Consider the following 18,870-nt stretch of genomic DNA (forward strand, 5'->3'; position numbering starts at 1 on the left):
TTATATTTTGAAAAAATGGCCGCAGAGCCCATTCGCGCTCTGCAGCCATTAGAAGATCGGTCGGTGACTTCCTTTCCATCACCGTTTTATTAGGACATCCCTCAACCTGATACGTTTATTTCTCAAACAGGCTCTGGGCATCGTCAAGCGCCATGCTGTGGCCTAGCGACGAATAATCGAGCCATTTTTGCCCGTCAAGCACATAAACGTGATTGTTTTTCACCGCTTTTAAGTTAAGCCATACCGGATTTTGCTCCAGCTGCTCAAAATTCGCTTTCGCCTCATTGCCTTTGCTGATGATGACGAAAATCGCATCCGCATCAAAATCGGGCAGCACCTCCTGCGATATAACCGCATAGGGCTCATCCGTAATTTTTTCAACACCAGTTGCTGGTGTCAGCCCCAAATCCTCGAACATAATCGGTCCTACCGGACGTTTCATGCCCATGACGCGAAGCTCCTTCGCTGTTGTGCGAATCGCCATCACCTTGGCATTGGCGCCAAGCTTGCTACTAATCAGCGTCTTTATGGTAGCCGCTTTTGCTTCATAAGCTTTAATAAACTGCTCTGCTTCTGACTGCTTGTCGACATGCTCGGCAATCCGCTTTAAATGATCTCTCCATGTGCCATTGTCCATATCGATGGAAATCGTCGGAGCAATCTTCTCGAATTTGGCAAGGTCTGCGCCAGAATATACTTCATCGATGTAAATAACATCCGGCTTCAGCGCCAGCACAGCTTCCATATCCGGATCTGTAACAACACCAAGCTTCGCTGTGCCTTCCAGACGATCCGCTACGTGGGGAAGGAAATCCTTCACGTCGCCGCCGACAACCGAACCCGCAGGTTTAATCCCTAGAGCAAGCAAATTGTTCGTAATATGAATCGACATGGAGGCGATTTTCACATTAGGGCCATGCGGCTCCACTTGCCCAGCGCTCGGTGAAGCGCTCGCTTCTGCAGAAGCTTCGGCTCCCTGGGCTGCATTGCCTCCATTCGTGCTTTGTGGCGAGCCAGCTTGTCCACAAGCCGCCAGCATGGCGACAACCATCAGGCTGATTAGCGTCAGCAGCGCTTTAGAAGAAAATAGTGATTTATTCATAACTCGTTAAGTCCCCCGTATTCATCGTCTGAACGTTCGTTCAGCATCCACTGATTCAAATTGCAAAAACTTCCCTGCCCTTCTCAAACCTTCTTCCTAAACAGCATGTACAGAAAATACGGCCCCCCAATAAGGGCAACGATGACACCGGCCGGAATCGCATTAGGCTGAAAAATAGACCGTCCAATCGTATCCGCAGCTACGAGTATCACAAGCCCGATGCTAGCCGCCGCCGGCAAAAAATAGCGATGCTGAGGGCCGGCTAGCCTGCGAGCCAGATGTGGAGCTACGAGACCGATAAAGCCAATACCGCCGGTCATGGAGACGCTGGCGCAGGACAAAGCTACGGCAAGAATCATCATGAGCAGCCGATTTCGCGTAACGCTGCTGCCTACGCCTGAAGCGATTTCATCGCCAAAGCTGAACAAATCCAGCGTCTTCGATTTTAAATAAATGATCGGCACCAAAATGACGATCCACGGCAGCAGCGCCCAAACGTTGATCCAATCTCTGCCCCATACACTTCCCGCCAGCCAACGTGCCGCAAACGTATACGTATCCGGGTCCAGCTTAAGGGAGAGGAACAGCGTAATCGCACTGACACCTGCTTCTATCGCAATCCCTACAAGAATAAGCCGGATCGGCATAATGCCCCGCTGCCTGTCATACGCCAGCAAAATAATGACGATGGCGATTATGCTGCCCCCGGCAAAGGTGAACATCGGAATGAGCATCGCAAGCGAGCCTTCCATCGTCCGAAAGAAGGATACAAAAACGATTAGTCCGAAGGCAGCTCCGGCATGCAGGCCCAAAATGCCCGGATCAGCCAGCGCATTGCGTGATACGCCCTGCAGCACTGCTCCGGCAACCCCAAGCCCGATGCCGCCAAGCATCGTTACAACGATACGCGGCAGTCGGTAATCGAACAAAATCATTTGCTCCTCCGTCGTTCCCCCACCCAGCAGCGTCTGCCATACCGCAAGCGGCGATAAACGAATGGTCCCTGTATTTAAGCCGATCAAAATGACTACAATGGCTAAAATAAACATGACGACGCTGACCGTAATCGCCCTGCGAGCCCGATATGCCGATTGATCCATAACTAGAGCTCCCTCCTCTCTTTACGTGCTAAATAGAGGAAAAATGGAACGCCGACCATAGCAACCATCGCGCCTATGGCAAATTCTCGCGGCGGATTGACCATCCGCGATGCAAAATCAGCCCAGACGAGCAGACTTCCGCCGAGGAGCGCTGAAAACGGCAGCACAAACCGGTAATCGACGCCGACGATTCGGCGGGCCATATGCGGAATAACAAGCCCGACAAAAGCGATAGAGCCTGCGGCTGATACCGAAGCTCCAGCCAGCACTACAGCTATGAGCAGGCCGAGTATGCGGATGCGGGCTGTTTTAATGCCGAGTCCCGTTGCCGCTTCTTCTCCAAGGGAGAGAAACGTAATCGGGCGTCCGAGCAGCATCGCACCTGCCAGACCAGCCAGTATAACGGGGGCCAGCAGCTTCAGATGCATCCACTTTATTCCCGCAACGCCGCCTGCATACCAGAAAGCCAAATCCTGGCTAAGGTCAAAATAAATCGCAATGCCTGTGCTGAGCGAATGCAAAATAGCAGCAACAACAGCGCCTGCTATCGTAAGCCGCAGCGACGTCAGCCCGCCAGGAGCTGCCGAGCCCAGCAGCATGATGAACAAGGTGCTTAAAGCAGCGCCAACGAAGGACAGCAGCATCAAATGCGAATAGGATAACGCCGGAAGCAGCGCAAAGCAAAGCGCCACAACGAAAGCCGCTCCGGCATTTACGCCGAGCAAGCCCGTATCCGCCATCGGATTGCGGGTTACCCCCTGCATAATAGCGCCTGCTACAGCAAATGCCATACCCGTAAGTGCGGCGCCCAGCACACGTGGCAGTCTCAGCTCATGTATAATTTGATGCGGCGTCAAGCTGGCATTATAATCAAAAACAGCCGTCCAAACCGTATGCAAATCCATTTCCTTCGCGCCATTCGATACTGCCATAAACAGCGAGAACACAAGCCATGCGCAGCCTGCAATAAGCGATAAGCTTATCGTATATCCTTTGTTCCATTTCATACGCCTTTACCCGTAAAGCCTCCCCGAATATCAATATTGATAATCATTATCATCTTCTTCATTATAACGATTCCCGCTTTCCCGTACATGACATAATTCAAGATCGCCATATGGATTATTCTCAGGTTTACAGCGATAATCTATTCGGTGACAGCAGCAATTGCCCGGCTTCCTCGATCTGCAAATCAATGCCATAAGGGGCGTAGACGATCCATTTTGTTTTATCGAGGAAATATACACGATCATTTTTCACAGCCGGAAAGCTTCTCCACACCGGATTCGTTTTCAGCAAAGCTACCAGCAGCCTATGCTCCGCCTCATTCGAGAAAACGAGAAACAAATAATCAGCTTCATAGCCGGACAGCTCCTCGGGCGTTATCGAAACCCAGTTGAAACCTGTTCCCGGCGCATGCTGCTGGAGTTTTTCACGGATTTTGGCAGGCGGTGACAGCTGCAGCGAGCGATAAAGCACGTGTCCAATATTGCGGGTGCCATAAATGCGCAGCTCCTCCTGCCGCGCGACGCAAATCGTTGCTGTTGTGCCTATGGACAAAAAGCGCATCAAGCTTCTGCGCAGCTGCTCCGCCTTGCGTTCATGGCGATCCCGCCATTTTCGCGCAGCCTCCTGCTTGCCCGTCAGCTCAGCCAGCTCATGCATATGGCTGTAGATATCCATCGTTGTCCATGGAATGCCTACGATTGGCGCTACATCATTCACATGCTTCAGCGCCTTTGCCAGCACATTATCCTTGCAAACAAACAAATCCGGCTGCACTTCAAGAAAGGTTTGGCGCCCAATTTCCCAACGGTCAACCGCATGTTTTGGCAGCTCCAGCTCCCTTGTCACAATTGGTAGATGGGAGTGGACTTGAGCAGCGCAGAGCTCTACTCCCAGCGTAAACAGATGATCCGTATAGGCATAGGAAAGCGAGCTTATTTTCAAATCCCGATTCCGCGTGTACACCGTCGGCGCATAACCGCTCGTTGCCTTAAAACGGCGGCTAAAATAAAATTCGTCTCCATAGCCGACATCACCGGCAATATCATGAATCGGCTTATCGGTCAGCAGCAGCAGCTCCTTCGCCTTGTTCATCCGCAGATCGGTCAGAAAAGCGACCGGCGTCTTATTCATCACCTTCTTGAACACCTGTGAATAATAGGACGGGTGCAGCTGGGCAATTTCAGCAAGCTTGTCCACTCGAATGTCCTCGCGAAAATGGGACTGCATATAGCGCAGCGTCAGCTCCAGCCGCTTGTCCAAATCATTAGCTGCCATAGGAGCCGCATGTGCAATAACGCCGTTCAGCATTTCATGCAAATAATGCTGCTTCAGAAACCGGCTGCTCTCCTCCATACCGCTCTCTTCAGCCGTCAGCAAATAAAGCAGCCGCTTGAAGCGGCTTCCTTTGAGCTTAATAAGCCCTTCCACCGGAAACTCCAGCTCGCGTTCGTAAGCCCGCTGATGCTCACCCTGCTCCTTTAAGCGAAATAAGTCAAAAATCACCCAGCGCAGCTCCACTGGAGCAGCTGTATGGAGAGACAGCTCCATTACCGTATTTGGTGAAAAAATATAATAACCATCGCGGGCAAGCTTCTCCCGTTCCCCGTTTATAATGAGCTCCCCCTTGCCTTTTGCTGCATACAGCAGCGTATGGCTTGGCAGCGGTTGCCTACCATCCGCCCAGCTTGGGGAGGAAGAGGCTTGCCTGGCTTGTTTAATTTCCAATAAAATATCGGTCAAAAATGTCGTCATTTCTTGGATGCTCCCTTAATTGCCGCAGCAGGACAAGCACAGCTTGGAATGCTTAGCGCTGGGCCTTGCCCGATTGTGCGGCATGCTGCTATTCATTATATAGAAAAAAATAGCCGCTGGCACTCTAATCCCCCGCTAGCGCTTTATCTCACCTGCATACAATTTGCCTCTACTGGAAAAAATACCTGAGCCTAAGCAAATCAACAGGGAGGATGTCTAACGCTATGCCTGATAAAAAAACGGAGCAAAACATACCGCATAGCGAACCCATCAGCACCGACTTACAGGAAAATCTCGCAAAAATTCACCAGCTTTTCACAGAAACACCCGATATGGTTACCCGCCACCTGACTATTAAGCAATCAGGCAAACAGGCTGTTCTGATCTACATCGATGGCTTAAATGACAAAGCGGCAATTAATGATAATGTTCTACGTCCCCTGCAGCAAGAGCTCGGCGAGGATAGCCAGGAAATTGCCGTCACTGTCGGCCATGTGGGGCATTTGTCCAGCTGGGAGCAAGCGGAGCTCGCATTTTTCCAGGGGAACAGCCTCTTATTTATTGATGGTGGAGAGCAAGCCTATTCCCTCGATACAAAGGGATGGCCGCAGCGCAATATTGAAGATCCTCAGCTCGAATCATCGCTGAAGGGCGCGCATCAGGGCTTTCTGGAGTCAGGCGATTTGAATATTGCCCTCATTCGCCGTTATCTTCCCAACCGCGGACTCAAAATCAAACGAATTATGGTCGGCGAAAGAGGACAAACGACCGTTTCGATTTTGTACATAGAGGATATCGCAAACGCCAAGTATATGGCGGAGCTGGAGCAGCGAATTCGGAAAATCACTGTCGATGCCATCATAAACACAGGTGAGCTGTGCGAGTTTATCGAAGATAATCCTTTTTCACTGTTCCCGCAGCTCATAACGACGGAGCGGCCCGACACGACCGCTTCCCAGCTGCTGCAAGGACGCTGTGCGGTTGTTGTCGACCGTTCCCCGAACGTTTTGATTGCTCCCGTCACCTTTATGTCCTTCTTTCAAAATATTGACGATTACAGCTCGCGCTGGACGATTGCAACATTTCTTCGCCTGCTGCGCATGTTCGCTTTTATTACGGCTGCCTTTTTGCCCGCCATCTATATATCAGTCGTATCCTATCACTTTGAAATCATTCCGCTCAAGCTGCTGCTCACGCTTGGGGAATCCAGGGGGCAGGTTCCCTTCCCGCCGTTCGTTGAAGCCATTCTAATGGAAATTACGCTAGAGCTGCTTAGGGAAGCTGGGATCCGTCTGCCTGCGCCGGTCGGCCAAACCGTTGGCATCGTTGGCGGTATCGTCATTGGACAGGCTGTCGTGCAGGCGGGACTAATCAGTAATGTTATGGTTATCGTTGTCGCCTTTACCGCCATCTCTTCCTTTATTCTGCCTAACTATGACATGGTCGCGGCGGTGCGGCTTATCCGTTTTATTTTAATGATATTGGCCTCCATGTTTGGATTCGTTGGTCTTGTCATTGGTTTTATGACGATGATTGGGCATATTATAGCCCTTAAATCACTGGGTACCTCCTATGGCAGTCCTATCGCTCCTGTGAGACTAGCCGATTTGAAGGATACGCTTATCCGCGTCCCTCTCTGGCTCATGGACAAGCGTCCGCTCAGCACAGCGCCTAAACAATCCAAACGTCAACGACAAAGCCGGATTCAGGAGGATACCGAATGAAAAGCTACGTGGGGAAGCAAATCACGCTATTCCAGTTCATTGCCATCATTTCTGGCAGCCAGGTCAGCGTCGCGGTACTAGGCTTGCCCAGACGGCTAGCGGAAGCGGCAGACACAGACGGCTGGATTGCTCTCATCATCGGTTGGGCGCTAAGCCTGATTGCCGGGCTCTCGATTGTTCGTATCATGAAGTTTCATCCGAATGGAAACTTATTCGACCTGTTATCGGAGAATATTGGGAAATGGGCAGGCAAGCTGGCCGCCCTGCTGTTTGCACTCTACTTTTTCTACCTGATGTACGATGGGCTTGCGCGCACTATTCTCGTTACCAAGACTTGGCTTCTGCCCACTACACAGACGTTCATACTCATGCCGCTTATGCTCATTCCCGCCTATTCCATTGTCAGACATGGCATCCGCAACGTGGCGAGATATGCCGAGCTTGTCATATGGATGTCGCTTTGGATACCCTTTATCTACTTGTATACGTTAAAGCATGCGCACTGGCTGTATTTGCTGCCTATTCTCAAAAACGGCTGGATGCCTGTGCTGGCGGCGGTGAAATCAACCATTTATCCGATGCTGGGCATGGTCGAAATTTTCGTGCTATATCCACATTTGAAATACAAGCAATATGCGGGAAAAGGTATTGTGATCGCCAATTCCATTACGGCACTCCTCTACCTGTTCGTCACGATTACTTGCTATGTTTATTTCAGTCCCGAAGAAAACAAGCTGTATAACGATCCAGTCATCAGCGTATTAAAGTCCATTGAGTTTAAATTTATCGAACGCATTGAAGTTCCGTTCATTGCCTTCTATCTGCTCATCTTTTCACTCATTTGGGTTCCAACGATTTATCTGGTCTCCTTTTGCACAGCCTGGCTGTTCAAGCAGGATAGCATTATCGTTCCGCTGCGAGTGCTGATTATATCGCTGGCAATTGGGACGTACTTTTATTTTCCCACCTACAATGTCAGCACCTATATGGCCAATTCTTTAAACTCGGTAGGATTTTTTATGGAATACATTTTCCCATTATGCCTGCTTGGTTATTTGTGGTTAAGCAAGCTTTGGAGAAAAGAAAGGAGCAGTCCATGAGCCCTATCGTCGCACGAATCGGTTTAATGATGATCTTGTCTCTTTTCCTTTCGAGCTGCAGCGATCAGCTTAATTTGGAAAATGCGAATATCCCGCTTGTGCTTGGAATGGATTTGGATAAAAACGAAAAATTCCATTTTTATTTAACTGCGCCCGTTTTCAGCAACAACATTAAGAAAAAGAGCTATGAATTAACAGGCACAGCAAAAACACTGCGGCAGTCCAAAGCCGCGCAGGATGCTCAAAGCTCAGGGGCAACACAAGGCCGAAATTACCAGGTTATTTTAATTGGCAAGCGAATGCTGAATTATGAGGGCTGGTTCAAAATGCTAGAGGTCATTTACCGCGATGCCCGAAATACAGTAACGGATCGGGTCATTGTCGTTGATGGATCAGTGCCCGAGATGCTGTATTTGAATCCACCAGACCAGCCGATGCTACCCATTTTGCTTCGCGGCATGGTCGATTCAACGAGCTCCCACTCAGAAACCGTTAGCACTACAGCGCATGAGCTTCATCGACAATTTACAGACTTAGGAATTACCCCTTATGTTTCACAGGTGAAAATCATTGGCGGAAAAGTGCGGCTTCAGGGAACAGCGCTTATTTCACAGACAGGCTTGTACAAGGGAACCCTTGACGCCCAGGAAACGGTGCTGCTGCGCATTTTGCAGAAAAATGCAGAGCCAGGCTTCAGCCTATCCTATCAACTGCCACAGGAGCCGGAAATCTCGCCTTTTGCAACTAATATGGTCAGCTTTACTGCGGGCAAGGTCAAAACTAAAATAAAAACGGGTTTTCAAAACAACCGCTTCAAATATGATTTTAAAGTAAGCCTAGTCGTCGGCCTCTCCGAGCATCTGTTTCCCTTCGATGTTTATCATGACAGCAAGCAGCTTGAAAAAATGATTGAGGAGCAGTTAACCGCCCAGTTCAACGCGCTCATTGCCAAAATCCAAAAGCTCAAAATTGATCCTATTGGGCTAGGCGTTTATGCCAGAGCATATGAATATCAAGCATTCAAAAAAACGGAGAACGAGTGGGGAGAAGTGCTGTCACAGGCCGATATCCATATTTCCACCAAGGTAAAAATCTCCGCAATGGGGCCGATAAAATAAGCCAAGCAGACTGTCCTTGATGACGGCCTGCTTGGCTTATTTTCAAACGTACAGCAACATGGCTTCATTAAATGGTTCGTTTACGCCTGCTTTATAATGTCGAGCTTGTCGCCCGGCGCCATCACTTTGCCATTAAGGCCTCGTGCTTCCAGAGCCTGCACGAAGCTTTCGGCATCCTGCCTGATGGGCTCAAACGTATTATAATGAATCGGTATTACGAGCTTAGCCCGGTACCATTCCGCAGCCTGCAGCGCTTCCTCCGGCCCCATTGTAAACTGGTCGCCAATAGGGATAAAGGCAACATCGATAACCTCTTGATCGCCGATCAGCTTCATATCGCTGAATAAGGCGGTGTCGCCGGCATGGAGGATCGTCAGCCCTTCGGAGCGAATAACAAAGCCCGAAGCAAGCCCTCCGTATGTAATCGTCTGCTTTTCTTCGTCAATAATGCCCGACGTATGGATAGCCGGCACCATTTTCGCCTGCGCAAAGCCTAAATCGACGGTGCCTCCGATATTCATCGGTATGGTCTGAACACCTTTCCAGGACATATATGCCGCAAGCTCAAAATTAGCTACAACAGGCGCATCGTTAGCTTCAGCTACTGGCGCCGCATCCAAAATATGATCTTGATGAGCATGTGTCAGAAGGACAGCATTCACTTTAATATCCTCGGATTTCGTAACCGCCTGCCCATTTCCGCTGATAAACGGATCAATAATCAGTGACTTGTCCCCTGTTATGAGCTGTACAGCAGAATGACCATGATAAATAATTTGCATCGCTTCCTACACTCCTTTAACGATAAATTAGCTTGAAGTCCTTATTTCCATATTACGCTCCGGCCTGAACAGTTGCAACCTAACGCGAGGAGCATCGCCTTGAATATACGAAGGCCAAGGTGAAACGGCTGCCCTCCGTCCTTTGGCGGCGCGGCACGTTTCAGTCCGAGAAATATAGAGGAAGGATGAAAAAATCATATCCTTTCCTATATTTCAAGCAAAAGGCGGCCAAACGATAAAAATCGCTTGGCCGCCCTTAAGCCGCTAACCTATCTCAATCCTTCAAGAATCCGATCCTGAATGACCGAGTCATCCTCAACAATTGTCGCTCCGGCTTTCATAATATAAATAACGCCTCCAAAAAAACATGCTGTAAGAATTAAAAAGCAATATAATGCCAACATCGCTTACACCCCCTTGAACTATTTTCCTCTATCCTTATTATAGGAGAGTATGGGGTGTAGTGGCGCAGGAAATTTTAACAGGATCGTGAACATCTGCAGCTGCCCTTGCATGCATTTGTACAAACCAAAATCAGCTTTGAATTTTATCCATTGTACAACTGGCAGCAATCCATTATGCTAGTCGACGATAATGATTATCAATATCTTTGAGATAACGCAGGAGGAGAAACACAATGAAACAAGCGGGACGAATTATTTCTTTACTTACTACTGTCACATTAATGGGGGCATTATTGTTGGCATGCGGAAGCAACACGGAGCAGCCTTCAGCTGAACAAGTATTCACCTCTCCTACTACAGAAGTGAGCAGTTCACCAGCTGCAGAAAGCCCAGCGGCTTCGGCGGAAGCTGAAACGGGGACTCGAATTTTCAAGGACTGGACAGGCCACGATGTTGAAGTGCCGGTTACGCCTCAGCGCGTTATTTACCATGGCGAAACGACAGGCGATTTGCTTGCTCTAGGCGTTACACCTATCGGAGTTATGAAAAACACAGAAGGCTCCGTCTATGAGGAGCAAGTTAAAGATGCGGAAGATGTAGGCTTTCCCATCAGCGTCGAAAAGTCATTGTCGCTTTCTCCTGATCTGATCATTTTCGGCAATTCAGATGATGCCCAGTATGAGGCGCTTGCCAAAGTCGCACCTACCGTTACCTTCGATACGTTTGCACCGCTTGAGGACCGCATGCGCATTTTGGGTGACCTGCTGAATAAGAAGCAAGAAGCCGAGGACTGGATTGCCCAATATACAGCGAAAACCAAAGAAATGTGGGCTATGCTGCACGAGAATGGCCTGAAGGAAGGCGAAACGGCTTCCATCTTCACGATGTATCCGGGCAACCGTCTGTTCATTATGGCTAATGCTGGACTTTCGCAGGCTGTTTACAACGAGGATGGCTTCAAGCCGACTCCACTCATTCAGGAAATTATTGACGCTCGCGAAGGCTTCCGGGAAATCTCCGCAGAAATTTTGCCTGAAGCTGCAGGCGATCGGATTTTTATTTTAAATCCCGTACCTGATGATGCCAAGAAAGACACAGAAGAGCTGCTAAAAAACACGATTTGGAAAAACCTGCCAGCCGTGAAAGCAGGAAAAGTATATTACTTTGACATCCAGAAAGCTTCCAGCGATGCAACTTCCCGCGATTGGCTGATTGACGCGCTGCCAGCAGAAATTTTGAAAAAATAACGCTTTCTGCGCAAGCCTCGCTACGAATGGCAAATAACAAACGATACAGGTCGAGTTAAAGGGCATCATTGAGCCCTGACTCGGCCTGTTTTCTTTTTCAGCCAAAAAGTTCAATCCTTCTTTCCGTCCATTCGCTTCCCCCCTTATCTGTGGCATAATGAAAGGATACAAAGCAATCGTATTGCTAAAGAACTTAAATGTAAGGAGCATCGCTCGCATGAATGCCCATGAAACCCCGTCCGTTCCGCTTCACCACCTCTTGCTTAAGCTTGTGAGCATGAAGCGGCTAACGAAGTCCGCGGACGTTACTTTTGCCGAGCAAACCGTCGAGAGCCATACGCTGCTCATTATTGTCGACAGTGAAGGCACGCTTTATTTGAATAATCGCTTTATCCGGTTTGAAGCGTTCAGTGCATTCCAATTAGCTCCCGGAGATTGCTACCAATTTGATGGCCAGACGAATGAGACGATGGACTACTACTGCCTCGTCTATTCAGTTGTTCGTGTAGACTATGTGCAGCCATCGTTTTATCAGCAATCGCTGTTTCCTGGCAAGGACGAGCTGCGTCTTTACCCGCTAGCTCCATATATCAAGCTGCTGGAATCGATACTGGTAGCTGGCAAGTCACTCCAAGGCATCGAGGCATATAAACAAAATCTCGCTTTCCAGAAGCTAATGGGCATGCTGCTAGAACAGCATCTTCCGGCAAGCCAAGGTGACCGCCAGCTATATTCAGTTGAGGATACCATGCACTATATTCAGCTTCATTATAAATCCCCGCTTACGGTCAAGGAGCTCGCGGCGCTGACGAACATGGCCCAGTGGCAATACAGCTCCTTGTTTAAAGCGCTAACGGGGAAAAAACCGCTCGATTATTTGGTATCCCTGCGCATTGACCATGCCAAGGAATGGCTCGCAAACTCCCATGCCTCGCTGCGTGAAATTGCCGAATGGTGCGGCTTCGCCGACGAATATTATTTCAGCCGCCGCTTCCGGCAAATGACCGGCGGTTCGCCAAGGCAATATGCCCTGTCCATGCGGCAGCGCGTTCAGATCAAAGACTGGCTGGGACATCAAGTCATCATCCCAGCAGAGCCGCAGCGCATTTTGTATTATGGCGAGACGCTGGGCGACTTGCATGTACTTGGCTTTCAATCTATCGGGGGGGAGGATTTTTCCGACTTCCCCATGTTCAATAAAGAGCAGGCGACGGAGCTTGCGCCTGATTTGATTATTTTGGCAAGCGGCGACGAGCAGATTTATGAGCAGGCGGCGGACATTGCCCCGACGCTTGCCTTTAACTCTTGGGGAACGCTGGAGGAGCGTTTGCTTATGCTTGGAGACTGGCTTGGCAAAAAACAGGAGGCGCTGCGCTGGTTAGCTAGGCACAAGCGGCGGACGGAACAGATGTGGCAGCAGCTAAGCAGCCATTTAAGGGCAGGCGAGACAGCCTCCGTATTTATTTTTGAACGGGGAAATCGGCTGTTTATTATGGCTGGCAGCGGGCTGGCATCCACCCTCTACCATCCGCTTGGCTTTGCCCCAGTCAGTGAAGTGAAAATGCTCATTGCCGCTCAGCGTGCTTACAAAGAAATAACAGTAGCCTCGTTGCCCCAATATGCCGGAGATCGCCTGTTTATGATTGTTCCCGAAACAGACGATTCGCGGCATGCGATGGAGTCGCTCATAAGCAGTCCGCTCTGGAAGCAGCTTGCGGCCGTCCAAAGGGGGCAGGCTTACTTAGTTGATAATATATGGAACTACGGCGATGCGGAAACAGGAAACAAGCTGCTTGGCATGCTGCCCAAGCTATTACAAAAACCGTCCTGAAGCCGGAGCTTCAGGACGGTTTATTGAAAATATAGGAAAGTAGATCCATGCGCTATCCGTTCTCTCTATTTCTCGGACTGAAACGCGCTGCGCCGCCAAAGGACGGCGACAGCCGTTTCACCTTGAAATATAGGAAAGGATAGGATTTTTCCATCCGTTCTCTCTATTTCTCGGACTGAAACGCGCTGTGCCGCCAAAGAATGGCGACAGCCGTTTCACCTTGGTTAGCCTTTTACTGCGCGGTTTTCCACCAAATCGAAGAGGGAAGGCGGTCGGCCCCAACGGCTACCGGCTCGCCAATGATTGGCGTTGCAACCTGTACATTCAGCTGCTGGGCTGCTCTCGTCACGCGCTCTACTGGATCATTCCAGTCGTGAAAGCTGAGCGTAAAAGCTCCCCAGTGAATGGGAAGCAGCGTTTTCCCTTTAACATCGACATGCGCCTGCACCGTTTCCTCCGGCATCATATGAATCGCCGCCCAACGCGGATCATATTGTCCACATTCCATAAGAGTCAGGTCAAATGGGCCATATTTCTCGCCAATTTCTTTGAAATGCGCACCATAACCGCTATCTCCGCTAAAATATATATTAGCTGCGCGTCCTGTAATAACCCAGGAGCACCATAACGTAGAATCCCGATTGTTCAAGTTTCGTCCTGAAAAATGCTGGGCTGGAGCAGCCGCTAACCGAATGCCTTCAAATTCCAGCTCCTCCCACCAGTCATGCTCCGTTATGATGGATTTATCTACTCCCCAACGCTCCAAATGGCTGCCTACACCGAGCGGAACGATGAAGCGGCGAACTTTGTTTTTAAGCTTGAGAATGGAATCATAGTCCAAATGGTCATAATGATCATGGGATAAAACAACAGCGTCAATTTGCGGCAGCTCGGCAATTTCAAACGGCAATTTGCCGCTATAACGCTTGTTTCCGAAAAAAGGGAACGGCGATGGCGCTTGGCCAAACATCGGATCGAGCAAAATATGTTTCCCATCCAGTTCAAGCAGCATAGCCGAATGTCCAAACCAAGTGACTTGCGCTTGCTCTCCCTTATCATCCCCGCCAAATTGCAGCTGCTGTAATGGCAGCTTAGCCTGCGGCCTGCGATTAGGGTTTGTTCTCATATAGTCTCGCAGCATGGAAAGTAAGCCCCCTGCATTGTTGTCCATGACCGTCGTGCTCAAATTTTTAAACTTGCCGTCTTGGTAATGGGGCAAATGTGAGAAAGCCGCCTGCTGCTCCTTCGTTAACACGCCTCCGAGCGCAGGATAGAATTTTAAAACAAGCACTACCGCAAGCAGCAGTATAGCAAGCACAATAATAGCAGTCAGCATGGCAATTACTCCTTTAAGTGATGGTTAATAAAAGCTGGATACCTCATAAACGAACGATCATTTATTATAAAAGAGATTTAATAAAGCGCAAAATGAACACCTTCGCTAATAATAAATGATCATTCAGTTAATGTCAACCTATGCGCTTTTGCTCCTGTTAGCTAATCATCTAAAAGATTGTAACATTTTTCACAGCTTCCCTGCGTCCAATGGATTATAATAGAAGTGAGCCCGGAAGAATAAGGAGGAAGCCCATATGCCTATCCAACATACCGTACATTTCAAAATCATTCGCCCCCATGAAACGAAGACGCTGCACGGGTTGATTTTTCTGGAAGAAAACCAGCAGCCTACTGTAGAGGATTACGCCAAATGCCTTAAATTGTGCGGCCACGATGTGGTCATCCACGATGTCGATAAGTTTATTTTCAAAGCAGAATCTGATGGTCAATCCTATTTAATTGATGTTTTGGAGGATTTCGAGAAGCGCGTGCGTGATCTTGACGCTGAAAATCTCAGCAGAAGCTTCCAGAAGCCAAACCCAAGCTTTTAACCCGCTCCACCTTTCTTATCGTATAAAAAACGCCAAGCTCCAGCCCTTCACAGGTCTGAAGCTTGGCGTTTTGTGTAATTTGTAATTGGACTATCTGACCGGACGACGCTCACTTGCGTGCGGGAAGTAGCCAATTGACGTTGCATACGCAAGCATATTTCCGATTAGCTGCTCATTAGGCGCTGCACATGCAATGCTCGATGGCTGCAAGGCAGCGCTTGTCAGCTCGCAGCTGTAGCGATAGGCCGAGTCCTTCGCCCCGTCGCCTTCCAATTGCGCGATAGCGAGCTGCACACCCTCCTGATTTTTCGGAATGGCTTTATCAAGCAGCCACTTCGTATAGGCAGCTGGGCTTGACGTTTCGATGGAATAGCCGCTGCTGCGCAGCATGTCCATCAACCTCCCGTATGGAAGCGGCTCCGGGTTGCAAATATGGTAGACGCCTCCAGCTGTATCCGGCTTAAGTGCCAAGCTCACAATCGATTGTCCGGCATAATCAATTGGCGTAATATCGATATCCCAGGTAACCTCTGGCGCTTGTCCAAGCAGCAGCATCGATTTGAGCATCCGGTAAAACGCGTTGCTGTCAATGTTTCGCTGGAAGCTGCCGCTTACCGAGTGGCAGGATAAATTTCCTGCCCGATAAATGCTGACGGGAACGCCCTGCTCAGCAGCAGCGTACAGCAGCTTCTCCGCTTCCATCTTGCTGTTCGTATATAAGCTCTCGACTCGCAGCTCCGGCGCAAGCTCCCCTGCGGCTACCACGGCCTCCCATTGCCCGCTTAAAGCAAGATCTTCCGGAATGCCAAGCGTAGAAATATGGTGGAAGCGAACCGTTTGTCTGCAAGCAGCGGCAAGCTCCAGCAAATACGCTGTCCCCAGCACATTCGTACGGGCAAATTGTCCCTCTTCGCCAAAATGCCTTACATCCGCTGCACTGTGCATAATCGCATCCAAGCTGCTTATTAACTGCTGATACTGCTGCTCCTCAAGACCGAGCCGTGGCGCTTCCAAATTACCTTCTACCGCTACAACGCGCCCCTCCATTAATGGAATCGCCGCATCTCCAAAATAATAAGCAATATGGCTCCGAAGTCTCGCTTCGCCCGACTCTGTTCCTGGCCGTACGAGGCAATAAATGGTCGCATCGCTTTGCATAAGCAGCTCATAGAGCAAATATCCGCCTAAATAGCCGGTAGCTCCAGTCAACAGTACGCCCTTCGGCTGCTGATCAAAGCTGACAGGCAGCTCAGGCTTGTAGCGCATAGCCGGCAACTCTTCCAGTGGCAAGGCTGGCCCAACATGGCGGGCCGTCTCCTGCTGCTCGGGCGCTTCGGAAGCAAGCTGCTCAATGCGCGCGGCAATCGCTTCAATCGTTCTATATTGAAATAAATCATTAATTTTCAATTCTGGGTAATATGGCTTAAGACTTGCTAAAATATGAATAATTCCGAGCGAGTCGCCGCCGATCGTAAAGAAATCATCATGAATGCCGATATGCACAAGGCTGAGTGCCTCTGCCCATGCGCCCGCAATCATTCGTTGAATGCCATTTTGAGGGGCAACGTAGTCTACGCTGATCTGCTCCTCTTGGTAGGAATAGCTTTGCAGCTTTTTCCGGTCGATTTTTCCGGTTGGCGAAATCGGCATTTCGTCCAATTGGACGATCCATTTCGGTACAAAATAAGAGGGCAGCTTATCGCCCAGCTCTTGCTTGATGGTAACGGTAGAAAGAGGCTTACCGTCCTTTGAAGTAAAGAAGCCGACGAGCATATTTTGCTCCTGTGCATCCTTTTTGCAGATGACTGCTACGTTTTGCACATTGGCGATTTTGGTAAAGCTGTCTTCGATTTCCCCAATCTCAATGCGATGTCCGCGAATTTTAATTTGCGAGTCCCGGCGTCCCACATATTCGATTGTGCCATCCGGCAGCAGCTTCGCAATATCGCCTGACTTATAAATCTGACCATCGCCAAATGGATTGGCTACAAACGCATCCGCCGTTTTCTCCGGTTGATTTAAATATCCTTTCGCAAGTCCGATTGTTTCAATAAGCACTTCGCCATGTACATGTACGGGGCATAGCTGGTTCAGCTCGTTGACGATATACACTTTGTAGTTTTGAATCGGCTTGCCAATTGGCACGTTTGTCAAATCATCGGAAATATAGCTACTGATTTTATGCGTTGTTGTGCACACGGTGCATTCCGTTGGCCCATATACATTGACGATCGCAATGTTGTCCTGGAACTTCCGCTGGAACGCCCGAACCTGCTCGCCATAAAGCGCCTCTCCTGCTACAGTGATCAGCTTTACGCCTGCAAGCTTTTTGTAACCCTCATCCGATAAATAAGCAGAAAGCTGGTTAAAAAAGACGGTTGGCAAAATCGTAATAATCGTCGTTTTCGTCCTTTCAATGGCTGAAGCAAATTCCTCAACAGATACGCGCTCCTCTGGAGAAAGCAAATACAAATGCGCACCATAGAACAGCGCTCCAATCGTATCCCATACCGATGCGTCAAAGCTGTAGGTGGCGAACTGCGTCAGTATATCCTCATGTCCGATTTCACAGTCCAGCCGCACCGTGTCGCCTAGATTGACGACGCCTTCATGCGCAATGAGAGCTCCCTTCGGTCTTCCCGTAGAGCCGGACGTATAAATAATATAAGCCAAATCATCCGGCGCTACCTGAGCATTCGGGTTCGAAGCCTCTACCCGGTCATAAGCGATATGCTCCACTACGATGATTTCCTTCAACTGCTCAAGCCCTTCGGACTGATGCTGCGCCTGCTCCTCGTATTTCGCTTTGGTCAGCACGAACACCGACCGGGTATCTTGCAAAATGTAACGGTTGCGCTCCTCCGGATGCTCGGGGTCTAGTGGCACATAAGCGGCTCCCGCCTTCAAAATGCCAAGCAAGCTGACTATCAGTTCCAAGCTTCGCTCCATATAAATGGTGACGAAATCGCCTTTGCTCACGCCTTTGCTGATCAACAGGTTCGCCATTTGATTCGCCTGCTCATTGAGCTGACGATAGGTAAGCTCCCCGTGTACAGATGATACAGCCGTTCGCTCGCCATGCTGCGCTGCTGCAAGCTCAATCATGCCATGAATCGTCTGCTTGCGGTCATAAGCGCCGGTTGTTGCATTCATTTTCTCATAGACAAGCCGGTCCGCATCGGTTAATAGATCAATGGCTGCCACACTCGCGGCCGAATTAGTTAAGGCTGCTTGGAACAGCGTCGTATAATAAGCGGCATAGCGGTCGACGGTCGCTTTTCCCAGCAACGATTGATCATATTGAATGCTGAGCTGCCACTTTCCACTGCGTTCTTGAAGCTGAAGGTTAATCATTTCCGAAGTAGGCTGTACCGGGTGTCGATGCGAGAAGAGAGTATCATAATGGGCTTGGTCCGAGGATGATCCATTATCTTCAGCATGCAATAACGAGGTTTTCAGACTTGCAAATGTGTTCGTTTCTTCGATATGGACTAGCCATGGCTTAACCTTGCCTTGGGCTCCCTGCACGCCGATGAGCAGCTGCTTCTCACTTGAAAGTCGGTACAAGAGCGCTGCATACGCCGCAGCGGCCTCTGCTTCTAAATCCTGTTCTTTTCTCGTTTCTATCAGTTGGCTTACCTGTTCGCCCAGCGCGTATTCTTCCGTTGCATAAGAATACGTGCGGTTATGACGCGAAAAATCTAGTGGGATTAATAAGACAAATTCGCTGGAAGCAATCTGGTTAATTGTAGTGTGTTTATTTTCCGTCATAATTGTAAAACCTCCTGTGGGGGAATTGCCCTGCAACTGCAA

Annotated in this window: 14 protein-coding genes; 6 read left to right on the forward strand and 8 right to left on the reverse strand. The window is 49.4% G+C overall.

Annotated features, from left to right (window positions below; all coding sequences use genetic code 11):
- Positions 1 to 115 precede the first annotated feature (115 nt).
- From MHB80_RS19600 to MHB80_RS19615, 4 genes are all read right to left on the reverse strand, one after another.
- A complete protein-coding gene (locus tag MHB80_RS19600) occupies positions 116 to 1,102 on the reverse strand; it encodes an iron-hydroxamate ABC transporter substrate-binding protein (RefSeq protein ID WP_341278540.1) in 987 nt (328 codons plus the stop codon).
- 83 nt (positions 1,103 to 1,185) lie between these two features.
- Positions 1,186 to 2,202, reverse strand: coding sequence for an iron ABC transporter permease (locus MHB80_RS19605; protein WP_341278541.1), 1,017 nt, complete (start codon positions 2,200 to 2,202; stop codon positions 1,186 to 1,188).
- A 2-nt stretch (positions 2,203 to 2,204) separates the two neighbouring features.
- Positions 2,205 to 3,209 carry an iron ABC transporter permease gene (locus tag MHB80_RS19610; protein WP_341278542.1) on the reverse strand — a complete coding sequence of 335 codons (1,005 nt, stop codon included), beginning with the start codon at positions 3,207 to 3,209 and terminating at the stop codon, positions 2,205 to 2,207.
- A gap of 127 nt (positions 3,210 to 3,336) precedes the next feature.
- Positions 3,337 to 4,962 carry a helix-turn-helix domain-containing protein gene (locus tag MHB80_RS19615; protein WP_341278543.1) on the reverse strand — a complete coding sequence of 542 codons (1,626 nt, stop codon included), beginning with the start codon at positions 4,960 to 4,962 and terminating at the stop codon, positions 3,337 to 3,339.
- A 224-nt stretch (positions 4,963 to 5,186) separates the two neighbouring features.
- Between MHB80_RS19615 and MHB80_RS19620 the strand changes: the two genes are divergently transcribed.
- Genes MHB80_RS19620 through MHB80_RS19630 form a run of 3 tightly spaced genes read left to right on the forward strand, consistent with a single transcriptional unit; the run spans position 5,187 to position 8,904 of the window.
- Complete coding sequence (locus MHB80_RS19620) at positions 5,187 to 6,686, forward strand: spore germination protein (RefSeq protein WP_341278544.1); 1,500 nt, start codon at positions 5,187 to 5,189, stop codon at positions 6,684 to 6,686.
- A complete protein-coding gene (locus MHB80_RS19625) occupies positions 6,683 to 7,786 on the forward strand; it encodes an endospore germination permease (protein WP_341278545.1) in 1,104 nt (367 codons plus the stop codon). Before MHB80_RS19620 ends, MHB80_RS19625 begins: the two co-directional genes overlap by 4 nt.
- Positions 7,783 to 8,904, forward strand: a complete 1,122-nt coding sequence (locus tag MHB80_RS19630) for a Ger(x)C family spore germination protein (RefSeq protein ID WP_341278546.1) — start codon at positions 7,783 to 7,785, stop codon at positions 8,902 to 8,904. The genes MHB80_RS19625 and MHB80_RS19630 overlap by 4 nt, the downstream gene beginning before the upstream one ends.
- Positions 8,905 to 8,984: 80 nt before the next feature.
- Here the strand turns inward: MHB80_RS19630 and MHB80_RS19635 are convergent, their stop codons facing one another.
- Together MHB80_RS19635 and MHB80_RS19640 are read right to left on the reverse strand one after the other, a co-directional pair.
- On the reverse strand, positions 8,985 to 9,686 hold the full coding sequence (locus MHB80_RS19635; RefSeq protein ID WP_341278547.1) for a metal-dependent hydrolase: 702 nt from the start codon (positions 9,684 to 9,686) through the stop codon (positions 8,985 to 8,987).
- A gap of 269 nt (positions 9,687 to 9,955) precedes the next feature.
- Complete coding sequence (locus tag MHB80_RS19640; RefSeq protein ID WP_341278548.1) at positions 9,956 to 10,090, reverse strand: hypothetical protein; 135 nt, start codon at positions 10,088 to 10,090, stop codon at positions 9,956 to 9,958.
- Positions 10,091 to 10,323: 233 nt separating this feature from the next.
- On the opposite strand from MHB80_RS19640, the gene MHB80_RS19645 reads away from it, so the two are divergent.
- A complete protein-coding gene (locus MHB80_RS19645) occupies positions 10,324 to 11,337 on the forward strand; it encodes an ABC transporter substrate-binding protein (protein ID WP_341278549.1) in 1,014 nt (337 codons plus the stop codon).
- Between the two features lie 217 nt (positions 11,338 to 11,554).
- Positions 11,555 to 13,168 carry an AraC family transcriptional regulator gene (locus MHB80_RS19650; RefSeq protein ID WP_341278550.1) on the forward strand — a complete coding sequence of 538 codons (1,614 nt, stop codon included), beginning with the start codon at positions 11,555 to 11,557 and terminating at the stop codon, positions 13,166 to 13,168.
- A gap of 232 nt (positions 13,169 to 13,400) precedes the next feature.
- Here the strand turns inward: MHB80_RS19650 and MHB80_RS19655 are convergent, their stop codons facing one another.
- On the reverse strand, positions 13,401 to 14,504 hold the full coding sequence (locus tag MHB80_RS19655) for an MBL fold metallo-hydrolase (protein WP_341278551.1): 1,104 nt from the start codon (positions 14,502 to 14,504) through the stop codon (positions 13,401 to 13,403).
- Positions 14,505 to 14,760: 256 nt separating this feature from the next.
- Here MHB80_RS19655 and MHB80_RS19660 point away from each other — a divergent pair, with 256 nt between their 5' ends.
- A complete protein-coding gene (locus MHB80_RS19660; RefSeq protein ID WP_341278552.1) occupies positions 14,761 to 15,057 on the forward strand; it encodes a hypothetical protein in 297 nt (98 codons plus the stop codon).
- A gap of 90 nt (positions 15,058 to 15,147) precedes the next feature.
- Here MHB80_RS19660 and MHB80_RS19665 read toward each other — a convergent pair whose 3' ends face one another.
- Positions 15,148 to 18,828: an amino acid adenylation domain-containing protein gene (locus tag MHB80_RS19665; protein ID WP_341278553.1), complete on the reverse strand. Its 3,681-nt coding sequence runs from the start codon at positions 18,826 to 18,828 to the stop codon at positions 15,148 to 15,150.
- Between the last annotated feature and the right edge of the window lie 42 nt (positions 18,829 to 18,870).

The sequence above is a fragment of the Paenibacillus sp. FSL H8-0537 genome, assembly GCF_038051995.1.
Classification (GTDB): domain Bacteria; phylum Bacillota; class Bacilli; order Paenibacillales; family Paenibacillaceae; genus Pristimantibacillus.

Coding starts and splice junctions, on each gene's coding strand:
- MHB80_RS19600 (WP_341278540.1), bottom strand. CDS start 1,102: ATGAATAAATCACTATTTTCTTCTAAAGCGCTGCTGACGCTAATCAGC.
- MHB80_RS19605 (WP_341278541.1), bottom strand. CDS start 2,202: ATGGATCAATCGGCATATCGGGCTCGCAGGGCGATTACGGTCAGCGTC.
- MHB80_RS19610 (WP_341278542.1), bottom strand. CDS start 3,209: ATGAAATGGAACAAAGGATATACGATAAGCTTATCGCTTATTGCAGGC.
- MHB80_RS19615 (WP_341278543.1), bottom strand. CDS start 4,962: ATGACGACATTTTTGACCGATATTTTATTGGAAATTAAACAAGCCAGG.
- MHB80_RS19620 (WP_341278544.1), top strand. CDS start 5,187: ATGCCTGATAAAAAAACGGAGCAAAACATACCGCATAGCGAACCCATC.
- MHB80_RS19625 (WP_341278545.1), top strand. CDS start 6,683: ATGAAAAGCTACGTGGGGAAGCAAATCACGCTATTCCAGTTCATTGCC.
- MHB80_RS19630 (WP_341278546.1), top strand. CDS start 7,783: ATGAGCCCTATCGTCGCACGAATCGGTTTAATGATGATCTTGTCTCTT.
- MHB80_RS19635 (WP_341278547.1), bottom strand. CDS start 9,686: ATGCAAATTATTTATCATGGTCATTCTGCTGTACAGCTCATAACAGGG.
- MHB80_RS19640 (WP_341278548.1), bottom strand. CDS start 10,090: ATGTTGGCATTATATTGCTTTTTAATTCTTACAGCATGTTTTTTTGGA.
- MHB80_RS19645 (WP_341278549.1), top strand. CDS start 10,324: ATGAAACAAGCGGGACGAATTATTTCTTTACTTACTACTGTCACATTA.
- MHB80_RS19650 (WP_341278550.1), top strand. CDS start 11,555: ATGAATGCCCATGAAACCCCGTCCGTTCCGCTTCACCACCTCTTGCTT.
- MHB80_RS19655 (WP_341278551.1), bottom strand. CDS start 14,504: ATGCTGACTGCTATTATTGTGCTTGCTATACTGCTGCTTGCGGTAGTG.
- MHB80_RS19660 (WP_341278552.1), top strand. CDS start 14,761: ATGCCTATCCAACATACCGTACATTTCAAAATCATTCGCCCCCATGAA.
- MHB80_RS19665 (WP_341278553.1), bottom strand. CDS start 18,828: ATGACGGAAAATAAACACACTACAATTAACCAGATTGCTTCCAGCGAA.